This is a genomic window from Fibrobacter sp. UWP2, from assembly GCF_900141705.1.
In the GTDB taxonomy this organism is placed as follows: Bacteria; Fibrobacterota; Fibrobacteria; order Fibrobacterales; family Fibrobacteraceae; genus Fibrobacter.
Map to the genome: position 1 here is coordinate 1 of NZ_FQYM01000011.1, position 24606 is coordinate 24606.

A 24606-nucleotide genomic window follows, 5' to 3' on the forward strand; every position below is an offset into this window, starting at 1 on the left:
GAAAAGAGCATGAAACTACTTGACAATGAAGCGCTAATAGCCTAGATTTACACCAGTTGGAGACCTGGATTTTCAACTAAAAAAGGGACAAATTCATAGATCCTGTTGTGGGACTCAATTATGTTTTATTGCCTCTTGCGGCGGAATTTTCGTTGCCCGGATACATTGTGTCTGTTGTTGGTAAAGGTGGTTATGGTACGGAGTATAGCTTATTGTTGCTTGAAAAAAATAATGGCGAGTTTGCTGTTGGTCGGTTTGAGAGTGATTCAGATTGGCATTCTGAATACACGTTCATTTCTTTGGATACGAAACGAAAGAAGGAAGGACGAAAAAGTTTGGTTACTCCAGCAGGGTGGAAAATTATAGAAAGTAGATCTATTTCTACAACAGACTTTGAACTTGTAGGGAATAAAATGGGATTAGATATTTTTGTTCCTATTACTACGCAAAATCCATATTGGATTGGAAATGTTGAAATATGGGTTTCTGTGCCTTCTATAAATAAAAGAATTCAACTTGGCTCGGGACAACAGATTCAATCGTATTTGGGAGGATGGTCAACATATGAATTTAGTGTTCCAAATTCCGTGAAACAGATTCTTGAGGAGTCACATTCAGATGTTCAATTTCAGATACTTTTAAATACGGCTGATTCCCTTTGGATAGATAATCTTAGGTTTTCGGGAGATGTTTCCGAAAATCCGATAAAAAATTGGAGCCCAGAATGTCCTGATGATGAAGGATGTGAGGCTTTGAAGCCTTTAGTGCTGCATGTGAATGAGTCAAAAAGTGTGGAGGCAGATAACGACGTATGGATAGAAATAGTTGGTTTTCCGGAAAATTGGACGCCTGCTATGTTGAGCCTTGGAGTGTCTGCTGTAGATGGATTGGCTCTGTCGGGTTATGTTGCTTTTGAAGGAAGGAATTTCCCTTTGAGGGATTGGTATTCGGAGGTTTCGTTTGATTTTGATCGTGGAAAAAGGTTCCTGTTGAGATTTAGCAACATGAGTGGGCGCAATTTTAGGGTCAATGCGTGGCTTACGGGGCAAGTTATGGACGTCGCGAAGACTGATTCAAGGCCAAATGATAGCTACGTACTTAATTTTTGGTGATGTAATTCTATTAATTAATACAATTGATAGAGTCTAAATCCTTTATTTTTAGGACTTTTTTATAAAAAATCGATTTTTTATCCTTGCAGGTTCCCGGAAAACCGTCTATATTTGTTCCCACTTCACGGGGCGGGTTTGCCCCGGAACAAATCTAAAGGATTTACATGAGAACCATTACAGTAAACCCCAAGACTGTCTCCCGCAAGTGGAAGCTTGTGGACGCAGCCGACAAGCCGATGGGTCGCGTTGCAAGTGAAGTTGCTCGCCTCCTCATGGGCAAGCACAAGGCTATCTTCTCTCCCAACGTGGACACGGGTGACTTCGTTGTCGTGATCAACGCCGACAAGGTTGTCGTTACCGGCAACAAGGAACTGCAGAAGCAGTACTTCCACCACACTGGCCACATCGCTGGCGAACGCTGGATCAACTTTGCCGATCTCAAGGCTAAGGACCCGACGGCTCCGCTGACTGCCGCTATCTGGGGCATGCTCCCGCACAGCGCTCTCGGCCACAAGATGGTCAAGAAACTCAAAATCTTTGCCGGCGCGGAACATCCGTACGCGGCTCAGAATCCCGAAGTCGTAGACCTTTAATTTAGAACGGAGATATAATCCATGGCTACCGCAAAAAATAAGAAGATCTACCGCGGCACTGGTCGTCGCAAGAACGCCATCGCCGCCGTAATCCTGAAGCCGGGTTCCGGCAAGCGCACTATCAATGGTCGTGATTTTAAAGATTACTTCCACTCTGAAGTGCAGAACATGATTGCCAATCTTCCGTTCGCCATCCTTGGCAACGCCGAAGAATGGGACGTCGAAGTTACCGCTCGTGGCGGTGGCATCGCCGGCCAGATGGGCGCCGTCCGTCTCGGCATTTCCCGCGCACTGGTTGCAAACGACGCCGAAGTCAAGCCCGCCCTCAAGAAGGAAGGCCTCATGACTCGCGACTCTCGTGCCGTTGAACGTAAGAAGTTCGGCCGCAAGAAGGCTCGTAAGCACTTCCAGTTCAGCAAGCGCTAATCTGCGAAATTGCTATTACAAAAAAACCCTGGCTCCGCGCCGGGGTTTTTCTTTGAACTGCTCGATCAAAAATTCGGTTGGCCTTGTTCGGAGGGCGTCGACATACCCGAGGCCTCCCTGGTATAGTTCGCCGTGTCGCTCGGGGCTCCCTTGATGGTCTCGTGAACGATGTGCACGGTCCTTTGGGGGAAGGGGATGCCGATTCCCGCGGCGGTAAAACGTTCCTTGACGAGCGCCGTGTATTTCCACTTGGCGTCCCAGTAGTCGTTGGTCTTTATCCAGGCGCGGAAAGTCACGTTCACAGAACTGTCCTGGAGACTCGACACAAAGAACTGCGGTTCAGGTTCCTTGAAGAACAGCGGGTCGCCCTTGACGAGGTCCTGCAGTATGGCGATTGCCTTGTCGGCGGAGTCGGCGTAGTCGATCCCGGTGGTGATTTCGAGCCTGCGCAAATGGTTGCGGCTGAAGTTCACGATGGGCTCCTCCCAGAGCTTGCTGTTGGGCGCCGAGACAAAAAGCCCGTCGATGGTTTTGAGCGTGGTGTTGAACAGCCCCACGCCCAGGATGATCCCCTTGATTTTGCCGCACTCGATGTAGTCCTTCGCCTTGAAGGGCTTGAGGAGCAAAAGCAGAATGCCTGCCGCGATGTTGCTGAGCATGTCCTTGATGGCAAGGCCCACGGCAAGGCTTGCTGCGCCTACCATGGTGACGATCCCTGCGGTGTTGACGTCGAGCGCCTTCAGTATGGCGAGGAGCGCGACGACGTAGAGGGCGTACGAGAAAAGCGAATAGACGAGCGGCTTCGCCGATTCGTCCATGCCCTTCTTTACGACATGGTTCAGGGTGAACTTGAGCAGCCGCAGGAGCCCGAAGGTTATGGCGATGATGGCAAAAATGGCGAAAAGCCGCTGCACGACGGCGTGCTGTGCGGCGAGCCAGTCAAAAAAGATGTTCAGGTGTTGCATGGGCGGGAATATATAAAAAAGCCCGGTGCAATGCCAGAAAACAACCCCTTGGAAGCCTCTGGGGGGTTGTTTTTATGGCTCTTATTTCTATATTTTCGCCCGCTCGGAGCAATCTGGGCAATTCAATCACCGGTATGCGAGGGTCGCTTCGGTGGCGCGGTCCAAGACCCCAGGTTCGCCTGGATTTGAACTTCGCTCTGCGGCTTATTTGCTTGCCGGGTAGTACTAACCGATAAAAAAGGAAAACACAATGGCTAATTTGCCTTCTGTTGAAGACCTGCTTGCTGCAGGCTCCCACTTTGGCCACCAGACCCAGCGCTGGAACCCGAAAATGAAACCCTACATCTTGGCCGAGAAGAACGGTATCTACGTTCTCAACCTCTCCAAGACTCGTGACCTCCTCGAAGAAGCCGCCAAGGCCGCTGCCAAGATCTCCGAATCTGGCAAGACCGTGCTCTTCGTCGGTACCAAGCCGACCGCCCGTCAGTGCGTCCTGGATGCAGCCGCTGCTTGCAACCAGTTCTCCGTGACCAACCGCTGGCTCGGTGGCATGCTCACGAACTTCCAGACCGTCCGCAAGTCCATCAAGAAGATCGACAAGATCGACACCATGGAACAGGATGGTACTTTCCAGGCTCTTTCCAAGAAGGAAGTGCTCGACAAGAACCGCGAACGCGCCAAGCTCCTTGACGTGTTCGGTGGCATTCGCGAAATGGTGAACCTCCCGGGTCTTTTGGTCGTGACCGACCTCGCCCACGAAAAGATCGCCGTCGCCGAAGCCCGTCGCCTGCACATTCCTATCATTGGCATTTGCGACACGAACGTCGACCCGACTCTCGTGGATTACCCGATTCCGGCCAACGATGACGCCGTGAAGTCCCTCAAGCTCATTGTGGACTACATTGCCGCCAACGTCAAGTCCCGTACTGTTGACAAGAAGGAATCCAAGGAAGAACCGAAGAAGTTCGACAACGGCGAGGAAGAAAAGTAATATGCAGATAACCGCTTCTCTCGTTAACGAACTTCGCCAAAAGACCGGCGTGGGCATGATGCAGTGCAAGAAGGTCCTCGTCGAAACCGATGGCGACATGGACAAAGCTGTGGAACTCCTCCGCAAGCAGGGTGCCGCCGTCGCCGCCAAGCGTGCCGACAAGGCCGCTGCCGAAGGCCGCATTTACCTGGTCGAGACCGCCGACAGGGCTGCCGCGTTCGAACTCTCTTGCGAGACCGAACCGGTGTCCAACAACGACGACTTCGTGGCTCTCGCGAATCTCGCCGTCAAGGCCGTTGAAACCCAGGACATCTCTTCTGTCGACGCCCTCAAGAACGCTGTCGTCGACGGCGTGAAGATTGCCGACCGTCTCGCTGACGTGCTCGTGAAGATTCAGGAGAACATTGACTTCCGCAAGTTCGCCGAAATCAAGAAGGCTCCGAATTCCGTGTTCGGCATCTACAGCCACATGAAGGGCAAGATCGGCGTGATTACCGAACTCGCCTTCGAAGGCTCCGCCGACGAGGCCGCTCTCAAGGCTGCCGCCAAGGACATCGCCATGCAGGCCGCCGCTTTTGCTCCGGTCGCCCTGAATGACGCTTCCGTTCCTGCCGAGACCATCGAAAAGGAAAAGGAAATCGCCAAGGCCCAGATCGAGAACGCCGCCAAGGAATCCGGCAAGGTTACCAAGCCGGAATTCGTGCAGCGCCAGATCGATGGCCGTGTCGCGAAGGTCCTCAAGGAAATCGTGCTCGAAGATCAGGAATTCTTCATGGCTGAAAAGAACCCGAAGAAGCTCTCTGTCAAGGACTACCTCCAGGAAGTCGTGGCAAAGCAGCTTGGCCTCTCCAGCTTGAAGGTCGTGAACTTCGTCCGCTTTGAACGCGGCAAGTAATTTTTGTCTAAACGCAAGAATTAAAAAGGTCGTCCCGTGAGGGGCGACTTTTTTTGTTGTTTTTTCTATATTAAGATGAAACACGGAGTTTACATATGGCAAAGTTTAAGAGAATTTTGCTCAAGCTCAGTGGCGAGGCCTTGGCCGGCGCCGCGGGGCATGGAATCGATAACGTTATTTTGAGCGACATGGCGGGTGAGATTGCCTCCATTGTCCGCCAGGGTGTCCAGGTCGCCTTGGTCATTGGCGGTGGTAACCTGGTTCGCGGCATTTCGGCGTCGGCGGGCGGCATGAACCGCGCCCAGGGCGATGCCATGGGGATGCTCGGGACCGTGATGAATGGACTGGCTATGCAGGACGCCCTCGACAAGCAGGGAATCGACAGCGTGGTGATGAGCGCCATCCGCATGGAACCCGTCTGCGAGTTCTTTGACCGTCGCAAGGCGCTCAAGCTGCTCTCGGCCGGCTCTGTGGTGATTTTCTCCGCCGGCACCGGCAACCCGTTCTTTACGACCGATAGCTGCGCGGCGCTGCGCGCCATCGAAAGCGAATGCAACGTCATTATGAAGGCCACCAAGGTGGACGGCATCTACACCGCCGACCCGGTTAAGGATCCGAGCGCCACACGTTTTGACGACATCAGCTACCAGGAAGTCATCAGTCGCGGGCTCAAGGTGATGGACACCGCGGCGGTTGCCCTCTGCATGGAAAACAATATGCCCATTTTCGTGTTCAAGATGGAAAAGGGCAACTTGACGAAGGCTGCCGTTGAAGGTAATTTAGGAACATTGGTACACACTTAGTTATAGGTTTATTATGGCTGCAGAATACGAACAGAAAATGGACAAGGCTATCGAGGCCACCGAACGTGAATTCTCCAAGATTCGCGCAGGGCAGGCTAGCCCCGCTATTTTGAACGATGTGCGCGTGGATTACTACGGCACCCCGACCCCGATTTCGCAGGTGGCGAAGATCTCGGTCCCGGAACCGCGCATGCTGCTGGTCTCCCCGTGGGAAAAGACCTTGGTGGACCCGATTGACAAGGCCATCCTCGCCGCGAACATCGGCGTGACCCCCATGAAGGACGGCAACTGCATCCGCGTGACGCTCCCGATCCTTACGCAGGAACGCCGCCAGGAACTTGCCAAGGTCGTGCGCAAGCATGCCGAAGAAGGCCGTGTGGCTATCCGCAACATCCGTCGCGACGCGAACGACGCCCTCAAGAAGAACAAGGACCTGCCCGAAGACGAAGTCAAAAAACAGCAGGACGAAATCCAGAAGACGACCGACAAGTACATCGCGAAGATTGACGCCCTCCTCGCCGAGAAGGAAGCGGACCTCCTCAAAGTCTAGTTCAGCTTGACCATGGCAAATCAGCTGCGACACATCGCCATCATTATGGACGGCAACGGGCGCTGGGCCAGGAACCGCGGCCTGGAGCGCTTTTTGGGTCACCGCAAGGGGACCCAGGCGACCATCGATGCCGTCGAGGTGGGGGTGAACCTCAAGCTTGAACACATGACGCTCTATGTGTTCAGTTCCGAGAACTGGGGCCGCCCCTCCAAGGAAGTGGACTACCTCATGGGCCTTCTCATCGAGATGGTCATCAAGGAAATCCCGGACCTCATGGAAAAGAACGTGAAGCTCATCGTGATTGGCGACATGAATCGCATTCCCGAGAAGCCCCGCGCCAAGCTCCAGGAGGCCATCGACGTTACGGCGAACAATACCGGTATGCAGTTGAACCTAGCCATTTCGTATGGCGCGCGTCAAGAGATTGTCCATGCAGTCAAGGCCATTGCCGCCGATGTGGCCGCGGGCAAAATCAAGGTGGACGACATTGACGAGAATGTGTTCGCGAGGAACCTCTACCTCAAGGGAGCGCCTGATCCGGATCTCATCATTCGCACGGGCGGCGAATTCAGACTCTCGAACTACCTGCTGTGGCAGGCTGCCTACAGCGAGTTCTATGTGACCGATACGCTGTGGCCCGACTTTACCAAGGAAGAATTTATGAAGGCGGTGGAGTTCTACAAGACTCGTCAACGCCGTTTTGGGAAGGTGCTCGATGAATAATTTGACGCAACGCATTTTGACCGCGGTGATCGCGATTCCGCTGGTATTTTTCCTGCTTTGGTTCTGCGACTACAGCCGTATTGGCCTCATGTGCTTTCTTGCGGGCGTTGCTGCCTGGGAATGGGCCAAGATGGCTTCCAAGATGTACAAGGGCCCTGACGTGCGGTTCCTTTCGTTTGCCTCCGCTTTTGCACTCACGCTTGCGTGGACTCTTTCGAAGGGCGGCTACTTCGAGCTGCCCGCGGTGCCGTATGTGGTGGGCATGACGTTCCTCGTGATTTTTGCAGTCTATATCGCTGCGGCCTACAAGAAGGTGGAAATTGACCACTTGTTCCCGTGGCTCGTGATGCAGCTTGGTGCCCCGCTCTATATCGGGCTCTGGGGTGGCATGAACGTGCTCATGATGGGCAACGGCCAGGGTTTTGAACACTGCTATCCGTTTATCCTCGTGATGACATCCATGTGGCTCTGTGACACGGTGGCGTATTTCTTCGGAAAGTTTGCGGCAGGCAAGGGCCCCTTCGGGAGGCACCCGTTTGCCCCGAGCATCAGCCCCAAGAAGACTTGGGAAGGCAGCATCGCGGGTTCCATCGCGACTATCGCGTGGGTGGCCTACTGGGTCAAGTGCAGTGCGGCTCTCTCCAGCTTCAATATCAATTTCAACTGGGGTGTAGCCATTGCAATCGGCGTGCTGCTCACTGTCGCGGGCCAGGCGGGCGACCTTTTGATGAGCGCCCTTAAGCGTTGGAGCGGCACGAAGGATTCCGGTAACTTGTTCGTGGGTCACGGAGGCGTGCTTGACCGCTGCGATTCCTTCTACCTCGCGGCTCCCGCACTCTACCTGGTGCTCGATTTCCTCAAACAGATCGCATAACGCGACTGCTTATTTCTTGTAACCGCCGTAACCGTGTTCCGCCATGTAGATGGCGAGATAGTCGATAACTCCTGAATCCGCGCCTTTTACAGGAACGTACCGCAGGTTGTTTTGACCGTCAATGATGACGGCGAGCCCTGCGATATAGTTGATCCAGTGATAGTCCTCGTAGTACTTGAGCGCGACCTTGCCTTCGGAACCGAACACGGCCAAGGGCATCACGAAAATATCGTGCGACACCATGATGCTCACGCGTTTCCACTTGGGCAGGTTCTTGAGAATTACGGACTGCATGAACTCCTGCGCGCGTGGCTCAAGTTCGTAAAGTGCGTCGGGGTAGGGATCGCCGTACGCCCAATGGGCCATGAGTTCTACGGAACTTCCCTGCATGCCAAGATTTGTCGCGTACTGTGCCAGTTCGTCTGCAGAGATTTTCAGGAACCAGTTGCCGGTGATGTCGTAGTTTGTGATGAGCTTCGGGAGGCTCGCTTCGCCGCGCCCTTTCGATATGTTGTTCGCGGTCTCGTTCGTGCGCACGAATCCCGAGGTGATGTAGCTGAATTCCTCGTCGCTCTTGAGCGTTGCGCCCAAGTCTTGCGCCATCTTCACGCCATTTGCGGTGAGTTCCGTCTCAATGGTCACGGCGTCTTCGCGTTCGGAGTGACGTATGACGAACACGGCTTTTTCGTCGGGAGCGAGGCTCTTGTAAACGTCAGCGACCGTCGCGAAGCCGTCCTTGTCGAGCGGGATTTCTGCGGCTACGTGTGGCGCGGAACTCGAAGAACCTGCGAAACTCGAGGATTCCGGAAGGAGCTCCTCCGATGAAGAGGATTCTGCCACCGGGTCAGAATACGAAGAATAAGCGGGAGAGGAATGCCCGCTGGAAGAAGAAACCGGAAGGGAGGAAGACGACATGGCGGCCGACGACCCTTCCGGTGAATCTTGCGCAGATGACCCCCCAAACAATTTATCGGAGTCAGAAATGTCAAGGTCGGCTGCGCTTGATTCAATTTCGGCTTGTATAACATCGGTAGACGACGAGCCCGAATCGTTGCAGGCGATGAGTGCGCCTGCAGTGAAGATGGCAAGAGTGGAGGCTCGCATCATGAACCCCACTGGTATTCGCCCGCTTCGTACACCGGGTTTTCTCCGTTGAATCCGCGTGGGCGCTTGATATTGTCATCGAATACGGTCTTGTTGAAAATGCGGAAGTCGCCGCGTTCGTAACTCTGGAACGAGATGTGGCAGAAGATGGGCCCTGCCGGCATGTACTCGCTGTAGCTCATGGTGCGTTCGCCCGCGGTGTAGAGGTAATTGAAATATTTGCCGTTCAGTACGATGTGGAGCCCGATGTTCCCGACGGTGAACCAGCGGCCCTTCGCGAGTATGTTCTCGTGATGCGTGTCGTCGTAGTCCATCACCACGAATTCGGCGTCACCGCTCTTGTCCAAGTGGAAACGGTACTTGTGGTTGCCCCCGCAGCAGCGGCCGTCAAAAAACCAGGTGTATCCGCTAGCGGCGGCGATGCGCGGGTCGCGTACGCTCGTGTCGGGGTGGGCGAGCTGCTCGTCGGTTACGAGGCGTTCGGGTTCTACCGCGGCGATCAATTCGGCCAGCGTTTTCGGGTTACTTACGGACGTGAGCGTGACCTTGTTTTTCGCCTCGCTCATGGAGCGGCGGTACAGGCGGTACGGAATGCCGTCGTCGCTGATCATGGTCATTTCGTCTTGGCTGAATATGTAGTAGGCGTATGTCTTGGTGCCTGTTTTGGTAACGACATTGAAACTGCGGTTGTTGAGCGTGTACCACTGCCCCGACACGTTCGGGAATCCCGATACTGCAGCGTTGCCGTCTTCACCGATGACGACGGTATAGTCATCGCTTATCCAGGCCTCGTCGGCTGCGGTAATCAGGCGGCAGTCGCGATTCTTGTCGCCCTCGCAGGCGGCTGCCGAGGGGTTCGCTGCTTCGCAGGGGCTGAGCATTCCCGGCGGGAGTTCTGTTGATGCGCCTAGACGGAATCCCATATCGGCGGCGCCATCGCGGCTGCGGATGGCGCGACGGCTCACCCGCGCGAATTCCGCCGGTTCGCCGTAACTCCCGCCGCGGCGCGTCTTGTTCCCGCTACCCGTGAGTTGCACCGGATTCACCTTTTCGCCCGCGGTATAGCCTACGAGCCAGTCGTAGACCCATTCCCACGAGTTGCCGCTCATGTCGTAGAGCCCGAGTTTGTTCGGCTTCTTGGTCGCTACGTCGTGCGCCTTGCCGCCGCTGTTCTCGGAATACCATGCCACGTCATCGACGCTGTTGCTGCCGGAGAACTTGAAATTGTCGGCAACGCCGTCTTTGCCGCCGCGTGCCGCGAATTCCCATTCGGCATCGGTCAAAAGTCGGTACTGGTGGCCGGTCAGTTGCCCCAGCTTGCAGGCGAAACTGTTTGCGTCGAACCAGCTCACGCCGATTTTGGGAGCCTTGTCCGATTCCCAGGCGTTCTTCTTGCCGCCCATTACCGCGTTCCATTGCGCGATGGTGACCTCGGTATTCGCAATGTGGTAGGCATCTACGGTTACTTTGTGCGAAGGAGCCTCGTAAATCCTGTCTTGATCGGGGCAGTTGTCGCATCCGCGCGTGTACGTGCCGCCCGTGACATACACCATGCTGAATACCGCGCCGTTTACGGTGTCGGAGAAGGTGGCCGGTGCAACGTAGGTAAATTCAGAACCCGCGCCGGTGCTGCTTGAACTGCCGGGCCCGAAACCGCCCGAACTGCCGGGAACGTTCCCGCTCGAGCCTGCAATGTTCGTGCTCGAGCTGGGCGCCGAGCCTGCGCTTGTCGGCTCCGCGCCCGATGAGGTCGCGGGCAGTTCTCCCGAAGAAACTGCGGGCATCCCTCCCGAGGACAGTTCGTCTCCCGGATTACTGCCTGTATCGCCTGCAAATGAATTGGAAGAGAGTTCACCCTCTGGAACAGAAACGCCGTCGGAAGATTCCGAGCAGCTCCAGAACACCCCAGCGGCGATTATCGACGCCGCTAAAACACCCGAAAAGCGCATGCGCATAGCGCACCTCCTTCGAGTCCATAACCATTACCCGTTTTTAAAATAATCTAAAAATGTCGAATGCGTCTGTAAATTTTAGTAGATGTGTGGACAATTGCCGAATCCACGTGGAAAGCCCAAATATTAATTTCTATTTTTTGAAAAAACAAAAGAGGCATTTTATGAAAAACGTCGTCCTTCTCGGTGCCACAGGCTCCATCGGTACGTCCAGCGTCGATGTCATCCTGCAACATTCCGACATTTTTAACTTGTATGCGGTCGCCGCGAACAGTAGCGTGCAGAAGGTTGCCGAAATCGTGCGCAAGTACAAGGTGGAACGCGTGTGCATGTTCGACCCGAACGCCGCGAAGGAACTTGAAGGGATTCTCGGCATGAAGGTCCTCGCCGGCATGGAAGGCCTGTGCGAACTCGCCGCCGACCCGAAGGCCGATATCATCATCAACGCGCTCATGGGTGCGGTGGGCTGCCTCCCGACCATTACCGCCATTGAACACGGCAAGCACGTGGCCCTCGCGAACAAAGAGACGATGGTCATGGCGGGTCCCGTCATTTGGGACAAGCTTGCAGAAAACCCGAAGTCGTTCATTACGCCAATCGATTCCGAACACAGCGCCATCTTCCAGTGCCTCGAAGGCGGCAAGCGCGAAAGCGAAGTTGAATTTTTGGAAATCACCGCTTCTGGAGGCCCCTTCCGCGAATGGCCCATCGAAAAATTCGAGGGCATTACCGTTGCCGACGCCCTGAATCACCCGGTGTGGAGCATGGGCAAGAAGATTACGATCGATTCCGCGTCCATGATGAACAAGGGTCTTGAGGTTTTGGAAGCTCACTTCCTGTTCCACATTCCCTATGAACAAATTAAGGTTGTCGTGCACCCGCAGTCGATGGTGCATTCGTTGGTGCAGTTCCGCGATGGTTCCCTCATGGCACAACTCGGCGCGCCCGATATGCGCATCCCCATCCAGGTGGCGCTCACGTGGCCCGACCGACTGCCGCTCGAGACCAAGCGCCTCGACCTCCCGACGCTTGCAAAGCTCACGTTCTTTGAACCGGACTTTAACAAGTTCCGCTGCCTTGCGCTTGCCTTTGAGGCGGGTCGCCGTGGCGGTATCGTGCCTTCCATGATGAACGCCGCGAACGAGGTGCTCGTGGACCGCTTTCTCAAGGGGAACCTCAAGTTCACCGACATCCCCAAGTATGTGGAGATGGTCATGCAGAAGGCCCCGACTGTGACGGGCCGCTTGACGCTTGATCAGGTTCTCGAAGCCGACGCCGAAGCCCGCCGTATGACGGAAGGCTTTTTGAAGTAAGCCGAAATCGTTTTTTTTGCGAAAACTCCCTGTGCTGGGCCTCGTTAGGCTGGTGGAGCGTTTTGGGGATTGTATCCCGTATTGACAGCGTTGCTGGCGGTAATATATATTTACAAAGACTTTTTTCGGAAGGAGAAGTCTATGTCTTTTTCAATGGCAAAGATCCTTAAATGCTGCCTTTGGGTGACGACGCTTGCCACTAGCGTTTTTGCCGAACAGTACACTATTGAGTCGGATGGTGTATACTATACGTATAAAAAAGAAAACAATTCCGTTTGTGTTGACGGCGAGTGCGTGTCGCCAAAGGATGTTCTTTTTGACGGAGGCGCGTTCAACCTGAACTTTTACCCCCCGAAAACTTTGGCGATGTATACTAACGACTCCCGCGGCATATTATTCCAATTGGTTTATGACCTTTATGGGGTGGACGAGACCACCACTTTTTATAGTAAGGCTATGACGACGCCATTCGGTTACCCCTTGAATGGTTGCGAAACGAATGATTACGGGCATTTTAAAAAAACTGAGGGGACACACAGTGAGTCGACCAAGTTGATGGAGTCTACAATTGACTTTAGAGTCGTTGGCGAACCATTAAAAAGAGTAGATATGTCGGCCCTGCTCAAGGAATGGTATGAGGCGGCTCGTGATGCAGGATTTAAAAAAGTCCGTTTGGCTCTCTTGGATTATAGGGCGGATAATCAAACTCATCCCAATGTTGAAACTGCAGAAACAAATTACTGCAAGCGGAATATCCTCTACAATAATTATTTTGATATCGAGTTCCCTTTTGTTATATCGGCAGAATTTGGAGTAAATGATACAGCAACTACCTTGGGGCTGCAAAACTTTATAACAGGGGACTCCATTACACTCCATGTCGATTTTGCAGGCAATCCGAACGATGTAATCCTGGAACGTCGTTCGCATACAATAGGGGGAGGCTGGTCAAGTTGGAGCGCGTATCGGCAAATGACTGCCATGCAAAACGATGTCAAAATAATAGTTGATGACTTTGTTGGTTCAGATTCCGCCCAGTTGCGTCTCTCCTTAAAATACGGGACAAACGATATACGGTACATTAATTATGACAAACGCCCTGTTCTCTACCGAATCGCGGTGCCTAATAATGTGTTGCTTACCTATGGGGATGTTGTATTTGGAACTTCAAGGACGCTTAATGGAATGCCTGCGGCGGTGGTACTGCCCGACGTAAATAAACAAATATCTGCGCTGGCCATTGTTCCTCCGGGAATGAAGCTTGATTGCTGGAAATCTATCTCGACAGGTAATTGCTTGTCGAATAATGCGACGTATTATCTGTCGCGTTTTTCAAGTTCGCTGAAGGATATAAGTATAGACAGAATACCTTATTTTACAAAGGTGAACAATAATTACAATGCGTACTTGTATGTTCACAAATTCACTCACGGCGAAACAACTACAACGTACGATTCCTCTACTACTAATTTGCCGGGCCTCCTAGAATATAATGAGGGTGATACTGCTCCATATCTGCATCTTGGTGGAGGTAATTATGGAGATACTGTCGCTGCCGGTTGTGGTACTGCCAGTAACACATCGTGCAAGGTCAAGCTGTATGTGCAAAGTGATGAAGGTGCATGGAGTCTTTCAAAAACTGTGACTATAAAACCAGATGCCATAATAAGTGCTTCTGTTGCCGCTCCCCGCCCGGGTCGGGTAAACCGCTATAAGGCTTGGCTTGTACGCTCAAAAACGAAAGATTCTTTGGACATAGGTGAGATTGTGCTACTGAAGAATGCAAGTATTTCTTTAATGGGGCAGCATTTGATTAATCGTTATGGTTACTCCAACATGGTTGAAGGTTTTGTAGGAGGCGCTCGTATAGAAGATTCCCAAGGGGTCCAGTACCTCGTTACTAAAAAATACCAACAGGTATATGTACCCCACGGGTCGACTGTGAAGGCGTTGCCAATGCTTGTTGATACAAGTTCTTGTCGCTTTGACTCGGTCTTGGTTTGCGATGGATCCAACAAATGCAACTATGAAAAATCAACCGATACCTTGTTTTCGATTGCAGTGAATGCCACAAGAAGGTTGGATTTTTATTATACCGATGTTCCAAGATCATATGAACTAATCTATCAGGTTAAATTTTTAGATACGAATGGCGTTACATCATTACTCCCTTACAACGCGAGTGATTGGTATTATCCTACAGGAGTCACGCCTAAAGCACCTGTGAAAGAAGAGAATGGGCGCCGGTACGTATATGAGTGGAATAATCCCTTGGTTCCTGTAGTGGCGAACAAAACTTATAAGGCTACTGAAGCAATTGAGGTCGCTCGCGAGGTAAATATTACCCTGCCAAGCGACCTGGAGGGCATTGCCGCCTCAACGTCGGTTGGTGCACCTTCTCCCTGTGTGAATGCAATATTCAAGCATATTGTTGACGACTCTTTTGTGCCGAACGTGGAGTATACCGAGGACGATTTAGTCGACTTCGTGTTCCAAGGAGGGCATACCTACTGGGCGACGTTGGACGTCTCTGTGGACACGGCGAACTCCTCCTGTGCGCAAGACCTGTATGTTCTCGCTGCCAAGTACGGCCTGGAGACCCCTGTGTTTTTTAACGGTAATCCCGCCTACGCCGTAATGTTGGGCGCGCGTCCTGCTGAGTTGAAAGTTCATTTTGCAACTACCAGCGTGGTGACGTTCCTTGACCACGAAGGCAACCTGATTGAAGAACAAAGAATTCCTGGTGGCACAGTGCCGACGGACCCCGTAATTATTCCCGACAATTCCATGTACCGTTACGTAAATCACTGGGATAACGAGATTGTTGCTGCGATAGGCAATCCGACGTACCGCATTGCGTCCATTGACACTTTGGTTCAGTATCTTGACGTTGGGGTTTTAGACGGAGCCGAAGATATGGGCGTCTCCTCGTTGATGATTACCACGCCCTCTCCGTGCGTGTCGGCAACGGTTGTCCACATAAAGGATCTCTTTGCCTCGACGGACTACGACGACTTTACAAATTTTGCTTTTTTACATGCCCGCAACTACCAGGTTACACTGCGTGTTTCTGTAGATGACGATAATGCTGCTTGCACAGATGACATTTATGCGAGAACGTCCCGGTCCGGGCTTCCCTTCCCAGTTTACGTTAATGGCGCTTTTGCAGAGGATGCGATTGTGAACGGCGTCGCCAATAATGTGACTGTGAATGTTGGGGTGGGGTATCAAGTTACGTTCCTCGATGCCGACAACTCCGTTATCAATGTACAACACGTCCAGCCCGGTTCCATGCCGGTAGAGCCCGTTTTTGAGGCTACAGATACTGTGTACCACTATGTGCCGCATTGGAACCGCATTATTGTTGCTGCCAACGGTACTGCGTCGTACCGACTTGTTTCTGTGGATACCCTTTTGAACGATCCTACCATCCGCGTGGTTGTTGATGGAGTCTTTGCAGATGCCGGTTTTTCCGACGTTACGCTCGCCGCTCCGTCGCCATGCGTCGCGGTCTCTGTTCGCGCGGTGCGCGACAATGCCACCTACACGTCCTATTTTGACGACATTCCGCCGTACGCGGACCTGGCCGACCTGGAATTCACTTTGTCTACCGAGTACCGCTTCGTTTTAAAAATGACTCTGCGCACCGATAAATCGTGTACAAGGGATGTTTACGCGCAGACCGCCGTGGACCTTGGTTCCGTTCCGGTCCAGGTCAATGGAAAGGATGCGGGTAACTTGATCAGCGAAAATAATTTTAGCAGTCAAAACATCGCTGTGAATCTTATTGCGGTTCCTTCCGTAAAGCTTGACTGGACCCTTGCAAGCGATGTGCTCCACCTCTCCGACTACGATATGGACGACAATACCGTGGTGAGAGTCGCTCCTGGAAAGCAACTGTATTCCCAAGGCAAAATCTATTCGGGAACTTTGAATAGTTCCGATATTACGGCTATTGGCACGGGCGCGTTGTACCCGGTTAGCGGACTCGCCCTCAATGGCTCTGCCGCCACGCTTGATGGCGGCTCCTCCTCGGTGATTATCCCGACCGAAATTCCTGTGAGCTCGGTCTCGTTTAACCGTGAGTTCTCTGCGAAAGTGTTTGCCACGGCCATATTCCCGTTTAGCGTGAAGGTTGGCGATGTTTCTGGTGCGGCGTTCTACCGCTTCCGCGGCGTCAGCCGCAATGCCACGACCGGCGTTTGGGAGGCAGATATGTTGCCCCTTGCTGCTGGCGACATGATTGCTGCGAACACGCCATATTTGCTGAACCCTGCCGCTGACGGTCAGCTTGCCTTTGCAAATGTCTCGAGCCTTGTCCCCAACACGGAATCGACGTATGGCTTTGCTTCGGATGGCTGGAACTTTATTGGCACTTATGGTTTCCGGGATTGGCAGGATGACGATGCTGGCTTGGGCTTGACATACGGATTTGCGGCGTCGCCAGCACCCGGTGTCAAGGCAGGGCAGTTTGTGCGGGTCGAAGCCGGCGCCTCGATAGCCCCGATGCGAGCGTACTTGGAACGCATTCAGGCTCCCGCTCGTGCGTCGGCACGCCCTGCCCCAGCGAACTCCGTGGATGGAACTCTCCCAGAACGCATCGTGGTCCGCATTTTGGACGGTGACGGGAGTACGATGGTCATTGGCACGCTTGATACCCGCACCGGTTCCATTGGCAGGTTTGCTAACGGCAAGTGGTATAGCGTTGACGGTCGCCTGCTTGGCACTACCAAGCCTTCTGCCAAGGGCGTCTACTACCACGACGGCCAAAGAGTCATTATCAAATAAAAAGGACAAGAATATGGACAAGAAAAAGTACACCGCTCCGCGTATGGAATCCGTGAAACTCCGCCACCATGCGAACCTGCTCCAGGCAAGTAGTACCCCTGGTCACTCAGGCCCATTGGGTTTTAACTTCATGCCTACACAACCCCCCGAGGCATAACGGTCAATCATTTTTCTAATTTGCCAATACGATGGAAACTATTTTGGACAATGCTTTGATGTTCATTCTCGGCCTCTTGGCGCTCAGCTTTTTGGTGACTATCCATGAACTTGGTCACTTCCTGGTCGCCAAGTGGAATAACGTCAAGGTGAACACCTTCAGCATTGGCTTTGGTAAAAAACTGTTCCGCTTTAGGAAGGGCGAAACAGAGTATTGTATCTCTGCAATCCCGTTTGGTGGCTACGTGGCGATGGCGGGCGAGAACCCCGACACTATCGAAGAGGGGGAACTGCCGTCGGACCGCGATTTTGTGGGCAAGTCCGTTGGCGCCCGGGCGGCGATTGCATTTGCGGGCCCGTTTGTAAATATCGCCTTCGCGTTTGTACTACTGGTTGTCTTGTACATGGTCGGGGTGCAGGAGCCCTCGACAAAGAATTTGATTGTCGGCTTTGTGGCGAGTGAATCCTCTGCTGAGGTCGCAGGCATTTTACCGGGCGATACCATTACCGCCATGAACGGAGAGCCGACGCAGGGCTGGGACGATTTCCGCGAAAAGATTGGCGTGAGTCTGGGAGCCGAGGTCGTGCTCGAAGTCCATCGCGGCGGCGAACCGATCTCCATTACGGTAGTCCCGCAAGAGCTGGTGGTGCCGGCGCAGGATTCCAGTGGCAACCCCATCAAGATGGGCATTGGCGATATCGGTATTTACCCACGTAACCGCGTGATTGTGCGTCAGTCTCCGGTGGAAGGCTCTGCGGCTGCTGCGGCGGGCATTGCCGAGGGCGACACCATTTTCGAGATCAACGGTGAACACATCTCCCGCTACGAAGAGGTGGTGCGGCAAATTGACGGTTCCGAAGGGGCTGAGGTGAAGGTGACCGTGATTCGCGGTGGCGATACGCTCTCCATGGGCCTGACCCCCTCTTACAATGAAGAGTACAAGCGCTACATGATTGGCATCCAGATGGGCTACGTGCTGTTCCGCGAAACGCACCTGGTCAAGCGCAGTTTTGTGGAGGCGCTCGAAAAAACGTGCTCCACCAGCCTAAAGATGACCACGAGTATTTTCCGCTATTTCAAACGCATGTTCCAAGGGCACGTGAAGGTTGACGCCTTTAGCGGTCCGGTTTCCATCGTCGCCGTAATGGGGAATGTGTGGATGAGCGGCTTCCAGGATTTCCTGATGCTCCTTGCGCTCATCAGCATCAACCTGGGCGTAATGAACCTGCTTCCGCTCGCGATTACCGACGGTGGCCTGCTCATGTTCCTCGGAATCGAGAAGTTGCGCGGCAAGCCCTTGAGCATAAAGACGCAGTCGATTATCCAGAACGTGGCGTCGGCGTTCTTCATCAGTTTCTTCGTGTTCATCACGATTCTTGATTTTGGCAAGCTTTCGCTGTTCTTGAAATGACAACGAAGTTGTCATCCTGAGCACGCGTAGCGTGCGAAGGATCTATTTTAGCCGTTTAATGTTGTAGAAATATATCCCCACGATGACTGCAATCGTGATGACCCAGCTGACGGGGTAGACGACCATCAGCGAGGCGAACGAGTTGTACTTGGGGAATACGAAAATTACCCAGAGGATGCGGATGCCGCAGACGCCAACCATGCAGGTGAGCGCCGGCGGTAGGGACTTGCCCATTCCCGAAAGCGCGCCCGAAAATACGTCCAAGAAGACGTTGATGGCCAAGAGCCCCACCACCACGTACATACGGATGGATGCGATTTCGATGATCTCGGTATTGGACGTGAACACGCTCAGCATGGGCCTTGCGAAAATGCAGCAGAGAGCGCTCAATACGATGGTGGTGGAGCAGCCGAGCAGGAGTGTCCAGCGGACCGTGCGGCGGCAGCGTTCCATGTTCTTTGCGCCGAAGTTTTGTCCCACGAAGGTCACGCAGGCCTGCGAGAACGAACTCAGCCAGTAATACACCACGAATTCGTAGTTGAGCGCGATGGACGAGGCCGCCACTGTCGCAGAACCGAGGCTGTTGATGGCCGATTGCAGGCACACGTTGCTGAACGAGAATACGACGCCGCGAAGCCCCGTCGGCAGCCCCACGCGCAAGATGCGGCTCAAGAAGAAGGGCGTCACGCGCAATTTCCAGAACTCTAGTTTGAAAGGCCCCACCTCGTGCAGGAGCATGTAGAACAAGATAATCCCGCTGATGACGTTGGCGATGACCGTCGCAATCGCAACGCCCGATACACCCATGCCAAAGCCCGCTACAAGAATCAGGTTCAATGCCACATTGACGGCTCCCGCCACCATGAGCACATAAAGCGGCCGCTTTGTATCGCCCTTGCTGCGCAGGATGGCGGCGATGAAGTTGTAAATCATCACGAAGGGCATGCCGGCAAAGTAGATTTGCAGGTAAAGTACCGCCATGTCCAAAACATCTTCGGGCGTTGAAATCAGTTCAAGAATCGGCCTTGCAAAAAAGATTCCCACGAACGAGAGGAATATCCCGCTGAAGAACGCCACCATCACCGACGTGTGGACGCTGCGGGTCACGGAGCGGTAGCTGCGCGCGCCGATGGAATTGGCCACCACCACGTTCGCACCCACGGAAATTCCGACGAACAGGTTGATGAGCATGTTGATGACGAACGTGTTCGCTCCCACGGCTGCCAACGCCTTGTCGCCCGCGAACTGCCCCACCACGGCGACGTCCGCCAGGTTGAACATCTGCTGGAAAATGCTGCTCAAGGCAATAGGGATGGCAAACCTCAGGATTTTTCTCCCGAGGGGCCCGTTCAGCATATCGATGTTTGTCTTTGAAACGCCCATGTATTACCTTGAAAACGGGCGTAAATTTAGTTTTTTAAATACCCTCATCGCCACCTATGGCAAGCAAGTGGACTTCGTGAATTTTGATACCCTGAAACCGATTGTGAAGGCGCTGTAAAAAAACAGTTTGGGCTTGACAGAGTCGCTAGAATGGTGTACATTTGTGTATGTATTAAATAAAGGAGAACCTATGGAAATGAAATTTTGTCAGAGCTGCGGAATGCCGCTCACGCCGGAAATATTGGGCACAAACGCCGACGGCAGCAAGAACGAGGAATATTGCATCTACTGCTATAAAGACGGCGCCTTCACCGGCGACTTCAACATGGAACAGATGGTCGAATTCTGCTCGCAGTTCGTCGATGAATTCAACAAGAATACAGGCAAAAGCCTGACCCGCGAAGAATACAAGGCGGAGCTTCGCAAGTACTTCCCGACGCTCAAGCGCTGGCGCTGAAATCGTCATATTCAAGAAACGGTAATGTTTAAGACATTACGCTTCTTTCCCGAGGACGGCGCGGGCGAGCTGGTCGGCGCACGAAGTCGGCTTCCCGCCACAGGTGTTGCCCAAGAGCTTTGCCGCGATATCTTCGGCGCTCATGCCTTCGCAGAGCTTTGCAATCGCCTTCAAGTTCCCGTTGCATCCGCCCGTAAAGCGGATGTTGCGTATCTTGTCGCCATCGCGCGTAAACTGGATCGTCGTAGCGCAAACGCCTTTAGTCTTGAAAGTCTCTTCCATACGTGTCTCGGGGTTGAAAGTTCGCGTCAAATATAGAATGTTGACTGCTAAACTAGGTATTTCGAAAACGCAGCCTCGTGGATATTTGTGGAAAAGAGCTGGAACCCCAAATTTTGGATGAGGCTTTTTTCTAAATTATCCCCCGTACAAGTATAAGGACTCGCTTATGAATATTCTCGTCGTTGGTAGCGGTGGTCGCGAACATGCCATCGCTCTTGCAGTCAAGAAGTCGCCGCTGTGCGACACTCTCGTGTGCGCTCCGGGCAACCCGGGCATGGCTAACCTCGGCAAGTGCGTGCCGGTCGACGTGGCCGACCCGAAGGCGATCGCTGACCTCGCGGTTGCCGAAAAGATTGACCTCGCGGTCATCGGCCCCGAAATTCCGCTGGTCGCGGGCGTGGTGGACGAATTCCGTCGTCGCGGGCTGCGTGCTTTCGGCCCGACTGCGGCTGCTGCCGCGCTCGAAGGCTCCAAGGCCTTCAGCAAGGATATCATGAAGAAGTACAACGTGCCGACGGCCGCCTTCGAGACCTTCACCGATCTCGCCGCCGCCAAGAAGTTCCTCGCCGAACACCCGGCTCCGATCGTGGTGAAGGCATCGGGCCTCGCTGCGGGCAAGGGCGCCATCGTCTGCATGACCGACAAAGAAGCGAACGACGCTGTCGAGGAAATGCTCGGCGACAAGGCCGTGTTCGGCGAATCCGGCAAGACGGTCGTGATTGAAGAATTCATGGACGGTGAAGAAGCCTCCATCTTCGTGGTTTGCGACGGCAAGGACTATGTGATTCTCTCTTCTGCTCAGGACCACAAGCGCGTCTTTGATGACGACAAGGGCCCGAACACGGGTGGCATGGGCGCCTACAGCCCGGCTCCGGTGGTGACCGACGCACTCCTCGACGAAGTGAAGAAGACGATTATCGAACCGACCCTCAAGGGCATGGCCGCCGAAGGCAAGCCCTACACGGGCGTGCTCTACGTGGGCATCATGGTGACGGCAAAGGGTCCGAAGGTCGTGGAATACAACTGCCGCTTGGGCGACCCCGAATGCCAGATTGTGCTCCCGCTCTACGACGGCGATGTGCTCGCGTTGTTCGATGCTGCCGAAAAGGGCGAACTCGCAAAGCTCGGTGCCCCGAAGGCTCCGAAGGGCTCTGCAGCCATTGTCGTGCTTGCGAGCAAGGGTTATCCCGGCCATTACGAAAAGGGGAAAGTTGTCACGGGCATTGAAGAAGCCGAAAAGAACGGCGCCCAGGTGCTCCACGCCGGTACCAAGATGGCCGACGGCAAGCTGGTCACGAACGGTGGCCGCGTGTTCGGTGTGGTGGGCCATGGCGAAACGCTCCAGTCCGCTTTGAACATGGCGTATGCCGCTTGCGAGAAGGTCCAGTTCGAAGGCAAGTTCTACCGCAAGGACATCGGCAAGAAGGGTTTGGCCCGTCTCGCTAAGATGGGTAAATAAGAGGTAATAAAATGGATTTGAAAGAAAATGCAAAGGTCGGTATCGTTGCGGGTAGCAAGTCCGACCAGGAAACTGTAGACAAGATCACCGCGGTGCTCGACAGTTTTGGCATCGTGTGGGAATACAACATCCTTTCCGCACACCGCACCCCGAACGCCACCGCGAAGTATGCTCGCGAAGCCGCCGGGCGAGGCCTCCAGGTCCTCATCGGTGTCGCAGGCCTCGCTGCAGCCCTCCCGGGCGTGCTCGCAGGGCACACCATCCTTCCCGTTATCGGCCTGCCCTGCGCCGGCGGCCCGCTCAACGGCGTCGATGCCCTGCACTCCATCGTGCAGATGCCCCCGGGAATCCCGGTGGCCACGGTCGGCATCGGCAACGGCAAGAATGCCGGTTACCTCGCCGCCCACATCGTCGCCCTCTCTGATGCAAGCGTCCGCGAGAAGCTCGTCGCCTACCGCAAGGGCCTCGGGGATATTGAGGGATAGCGGTGCTCTTTCGTCTTTTTTCCGCGCTGCTCCTTGCGCTGTCTTTCGCCTATGCCGGTGAACCGAACTTGCCGGAAGTCCAAGCCCCGTGGATGAAGGGCGAACGCCTGGAATTTGACTTGTGCTGGGGCCCGATTACTGCGGGATCCGCTTCGCTCGAGGTCAAACCCGCCAAGGACGGCAAGACGGAATTTTTGACGTTTGCGACCGGTAACAAGACCATCAACAAAATCTATCCGGTCAACGACACCATCTACACCCGTGTGCGCAACAAGGGTCTTATGACCGAGGTGTTCCGCAAGTCGCTCCATGAGGGGAGCTTCCATAACAAGTCGATTATCCGTTTCGACCGCAAGGGCGAAAAGGCGTGGCTCTCCGACACGGTCTTCAAGGACCCGGTGAAACATATCGTTAAGCGTTCCGCCGATACGGCGGTCGCCATCCAGGGACTGGAGCACAGTATCATGTCGGCGTTCTACCTGGTCAGGACCATGCCGCTCACCGTGGGTGACACTTCCCGTTTCTCAGCGGTCAGCGGCAAAAAAAGATACGAACTAAAGGTGCTGGTCCACGGTCGCGAAAAGATGAAGACCGCCCTCGGTTCGTTCAATACGGTCAAGGTGGAACCAGTGCTCGACGGCGACGGAATCTTCAACTCCAAGGGCAGGATCTTTATCTGGTTCACCGATGACGACAAACGGATCCCGGTCCTCATGCAGTGCGAGATAGCCCTGGGCTCCATCAAGGCCAAGTTGGTGAAGGTGGAATAACGGGCGAAAAAGGTTGCTTTTTCCCAAAAATGGCGGTTTTTAGGCTAGATAAATCAACTTTTACATCACAAATTTTGGATAAAAACCGGATAATAAGTTATATTCCTAAACGACTATATAATTAGAGGCTTTTAATGTTTAAAAAACTGTGTTTGGTTCTTTGCATGTCGGCGTTCCTCGCTTGGGCTCAAGACGACGATGAGTTTGATGAAAGCGGCTTTGTGGATGCCAATTCTGCTCCGGCTGCCCAGGAATCCGATGATGAAGGCTCCAGTGGTGCTTCGATGGCGACCGCTGACGACGCTGATGAGTTTGCCGATGCCGAAGATGCTGGCATGACCCGCGCTCAAAAAGAGGACATGCTTAGCCGTAAAAAGTTTGAAGAAGAACAGCGTGCCGATGAATACGCGAACTCGGAACGCCGTCGTGACTGGCTCAAGGACCGCTTGATTCTCGAAATCGGTCTCGGCTCCCGTATGCCGTTCATGGGCGAGACGGGTATGGGCATGGGCTTTGGCGCCGGTGCCGAGTACATTACCCGCTGGCATGTGGGCTTGTTCGGTTCATTCGGATTCCTCCCCAAGGGCACCGATACGGAATTTGAATACTGGGACTTGGAGGGCGGTACGGGCTACAAGGTCGGTATCAACTATTACCTGTTCCCCAAGAACCCCATGCACTTGGGCTTCTCCGCCTCCTACGGTACAGTCTACTTCGATCACGACATTACTCCTGATAACGACGGTCTTCGTAAGATTATCATCGTGAATGGCTTCCAGTTCGACCTCCTCATTGCCTACATGACCAACGAGTGGTATTATCTGCAGTTCTCCGTGGGTATGTACTATGCTCCCGATTTGGGCAAGTCCGAGGATGCCCGTCCCGACTATGCTGAAACGGAAGACTCCAGGACCTCTCAAGAAAAGGTCTATGCGTCCCGAGTCGAGAACAAGGACGGCATGAGCAAGACGGGTATTGTCTTTGGCGTGACCATCGGTTATTCCCTGCCTGAATTCTTCCCGGACGATACCGAAAAGCGCCGTCGTGAACGAGAGAAGGCCCGCAAGCGCGCCGACCGCGATTAGTGCCGACACTAACGACTTTGAATGCCGC

General features: G+C 53.8%; 22 protein-coding genes. 17 read left to right on the top strand and 5 right to left on the bottom strand.

The window, feature by feature from the left end; genetic code table 11:
• Positions 1-107: 107 nt before the first annotated feature.
• From BUB55_RS06920 to rpsI, 3 genes are all read left to right on the top strand, one after another.
• Positions 108-1112, top strand: a complete 1005-nt coding sequence (locus BUB55_RS06920) for a hypothetical protein (protein WP_073189427.1) — start codon at positions 108-110, stop codon at positions 1110-1112.
• Positions 1113-1276: 164 nt separating this feature from the next.
• Positions 1277-1705, top strand: a complete 429-nt coding sequence (rplM, locus tag BUB55_RS06925; RefSeq protein WP_073189429.1) for a 50S ribosomal protein L13 — start codon at positions 1277-1279, stop codon at positions 1703-1705.
• Positions 1706-1726: 21 nt separating this feature from the next.
• The gene (gene rpsI / locus BUB55_RS06930; RefSeq protein ID WP_073189431.1) at positions 1727-2131 is read left to right on the top strand and encodes a 30S ribosomal protein S9; all 405 of its coding nucleotides are present in this window, start codon (positions 1727-1729) and stop codon (positions 2129-2131) included.
• A gap of 65 nt (positions 2132-2196) precedes the next feature.
• Here rpsI and BUB55_RS06935 read toward each other — a convergent pair whose 3' ends face one another.
• Positions 2197-3096: a mechanosensitive ion channel family protein gene (locus BUB55_RS06935; RefSeq protein WP_073189433.1), complete on the bottom strand. Its 900-nt coding sequence runs from the start codon at positions 3094-3096 to the stop codon at positions 2197-2199.
• Between the two features lie 250 nt (positions 3097-3346).
• Between BUB55_RS06935 and rpsB the strand changes: the two genes are divergently transcribed.
• The 6 genes from rpsB (at position 3347) to BUB55_RS06970 (ending at position 7932) form a co-directional block, all read left to right on the top strand.
• Positions 3347-4087 carry a 30S ribosomal protein S2 gene (gene rpsB / locus BUB55_RS06945; protein WP_073189437.1) on the top strand — a complete coding sequence of 247 codons (741 nt, stop codon included), beginning with the start codon at positions 3347-3349 and terminating at the stop codon, positions 4085-4087.
• 1 nt (position 4088) lies between these two features.
• On the top strand, positions 4089-4982 hold the full coding sequence (gene tsf, locus BUB55_RS06950) for a translation elongation factor Ts (RefSeq protein WP_073189439.1): 894 nt from the start codon (positions 4089-4091) through the stop codon (positions 4980-4982).
• A gap of 95 nt (positions 4983-5077) precedes the next feature.
• On the top strand, positions 5078-5785 hold the full coding sequence (pyrH, locus tag BUB55_RS06955; protein ID WP_073189440.1) for a UMP kinase: 708 nt from the start codon (positions 5078-5080) through the stop codon (positions 5783-5785).
• Between the two features lie 13 nt (positions 5786-5798).
• Complete coding sequence (gene frr / locus BUB55_RS06960; RefSeq protein WP_073189442.1) at positions 5799-6335, top strand: ribosome recycling factor; 537 nt, start codon at positions 5799-5801, stop codon at positions 6333-6335.
• Positions 6336-6347: 12 nt separating this feature from the next.
• Positions 6348-7058 carry an isoprenyl transferase gene (locus BUB55_RS06965; protein ID WP_073189444.1) on the top strand — a complete coding sequence of 237 codons (711 nt, stop codon included), beginning with the start codon at positions 6348-6350 and terminating at the stop codon, positions 7056-7058.
• Positions 7051-7932, top strand: coding sequence for a phosphatidate cytidylyltransferase (locus tag BUB55_RS06970; RefSeq protein ID WP_073189446.1), 882 nt, complete (start codon positions 7051-7053; stop codon positions 7930-7932). Before BUB55_RS06965 ends, BUB55_RS06970 begins: the two co-directional genes overlap by 8 nt.
• Before the next feature lie 9 nt (positions 7933-7941).
• Here the strand turns inward: BUB55_RS06970 and BUB55_RS06975 are convergent, their stop codons facing one another.
• Together BUB55_RS06975 and BUB55_RS06980 are read right to left on the bottom strand one after the other, a co-directional pair.
• Positions 7942-9039 carry a histidine phosphatase family protein gene (locus BUB55_RS06975; protein ID WP_073189447.1) on the bottom strand — a complete coding sequence of 366 codons (1098 nt, stop codon included), beginning with the start codon at positions 9037-9039 and terminating at the stop codon, positions 7942-7944.
• A complete protein-coding gene (locus BUB55_RS06980; protein WP_073189449.1) occupies positions 9036-10991 on the bottom strand; it encodes a formylglycine-generating enzyme family protein in 1956 nt (651 codons plus the stop codon). Before BUB55_RS06980 ends, BUB55_RS06975 begins: the two co-directional genes overlap by 4 nt.
• Before the next feature lie 161 nt (positions 10992-11152).
• Here BUB55_RS06980 and dxr point away from each other — a divergent pair, with 161 nt between their 5' ends.
• The 3 genes from dxr (at position 11153) to rseP (ending at position 18657) form a co-directional block, all read left to right on the top strand.
• Positions 11153-12301, top strand: coding sequence for a 1-deoxy-D-xylulose-5-phosphate reductoisomerase (dxr, locus tag BUB55_RS06985; protein ID WP_073189450.1), 1149 nt, complete (start codon positions 11153-11155; stop codon positions 12299-12301).
• Positions 12302-14707: 2406 nt separating this feature from the next.
• Positions 14708-17089: a hypothetical protein gene (locus BUB55_RS13990; RefSeq protein WP_143152953.1), complete on the top strand. Its 2382-nt coding sequence runs from the start codon at positions 14708-14710 to the stop codon at positions 17087-17089.
• Between the two features lie 188 nt (positions 17090-17277).
• A complete protein-coding gene (rseP, locus tag BUB55_RS06995) occupies positions 17278-18657 on the top strand; it encodes an RIP metalloprotease RseP (protein ID WP_073189454.1) in 1380 nt (459 codons plus the stop codon).
• A 42-nt stretch (positions 18658-18699) separates the two neighbouring features.
• Here the strand turns inward: rseP and BUB55_RS07000 are convergent, their stop codons facing one another.
• Positions 18700-20040, bottom strand: a complete 1341-nt coding sequence (locus tag BUB55_RS07000) for an MATE family efflux transporter (protein WP_073189456.1) — start codon at positions 20038-20040, stop codon at positions 18700-18702.
• A 190-nt stretch (positions 20041-20230) separates the two neighbouring features.
• Between BUB55_RS07000 and BUB55_RS07005 the strand changes: the two genes are divergently transcribed.
• Positions 20231-20497 carry a zinc ribbon domain-containing protein gene (locus tag BUB55_RS07005; RefSeq protein WP_073189458.1) on the top strand — a complete coding sequence of 89 codons (267 nt, stop codon included), beginning with the start codon at positions 20231-20233 and terminating at the stop codon, positions 20495-20497.
• Between the two features lie 36 nt (positions 20498-20533).
• On the opposite strand, the gene BUB55_RS07010 is transcribed toward BUB55_RS07005, so the two are convergent.
• Positions 20534-20779: a TIGR03905 family TSCPD domain-containing protein gene (locus tag BUB55_RS07010; RefSeq protein ID WP_073189459.1), complete on the bottom strand. Its 246-nt coding sequence runs from the start codon at positions 20777-20779 to the stop codon at positions 20534-20536.
• Positions 20780-20945: 166 nt separating this feature from the next.
• Here BUB55_RS07010 and purD point away from each other — a divergent pair, with 166 nt between their 5' ends.
• From purD to BUB55_RS07030, 4 genes are all read left to right on the top strand, one after another.
• On the top strand, positions 20946-22238 hold the full coding sequence (gene purD, locus BUB55_RS07015; protein ID WP_073189461.1) for a phosphoribosylamine--glycine ligase: 1293 nt from the start codon (positions 20946-20948) through the stop codon (positions 22236-22238).
• Positions 22239-22249: 11 nt separating this feature from the next.
• Entirely contained in the window at positions 22250-22723 is a 474-nt protein-coding gene (gene purE, locus BUB55_RS07020; protein WP_073189463.1) for a 5-(carboxyamino)imidazole ribonucleotide mutase, read from the top strand.
• A 2-nt stretch (positions 22724-22725) separates the two neighbouring features.
• Positions 22726-23493 carry a DUF3108 domain-containing protein gene (locus tag BUB55_RS07025; protein WP_234971835.1) on the top strand — a complete coding sequence of 256 codons (768 nt, stop codon included), beginning with the start codon at positions 22726-22728 and terminating at the stop codon, positions 23491-23493.
• Between the two features lie 134 nt (positions 23494-23627).
• A complete protein-coding gene (locus BUB55_RS07030; RefSeq protein ID WP_073189465.1) occupies positions 23628-24578 on the top strand; it encodes a hypothetical protein in 951 nt (316 codons plus the stop codon).
• Positions 24579-24606 lie beyond the last annotated feature (28 nt).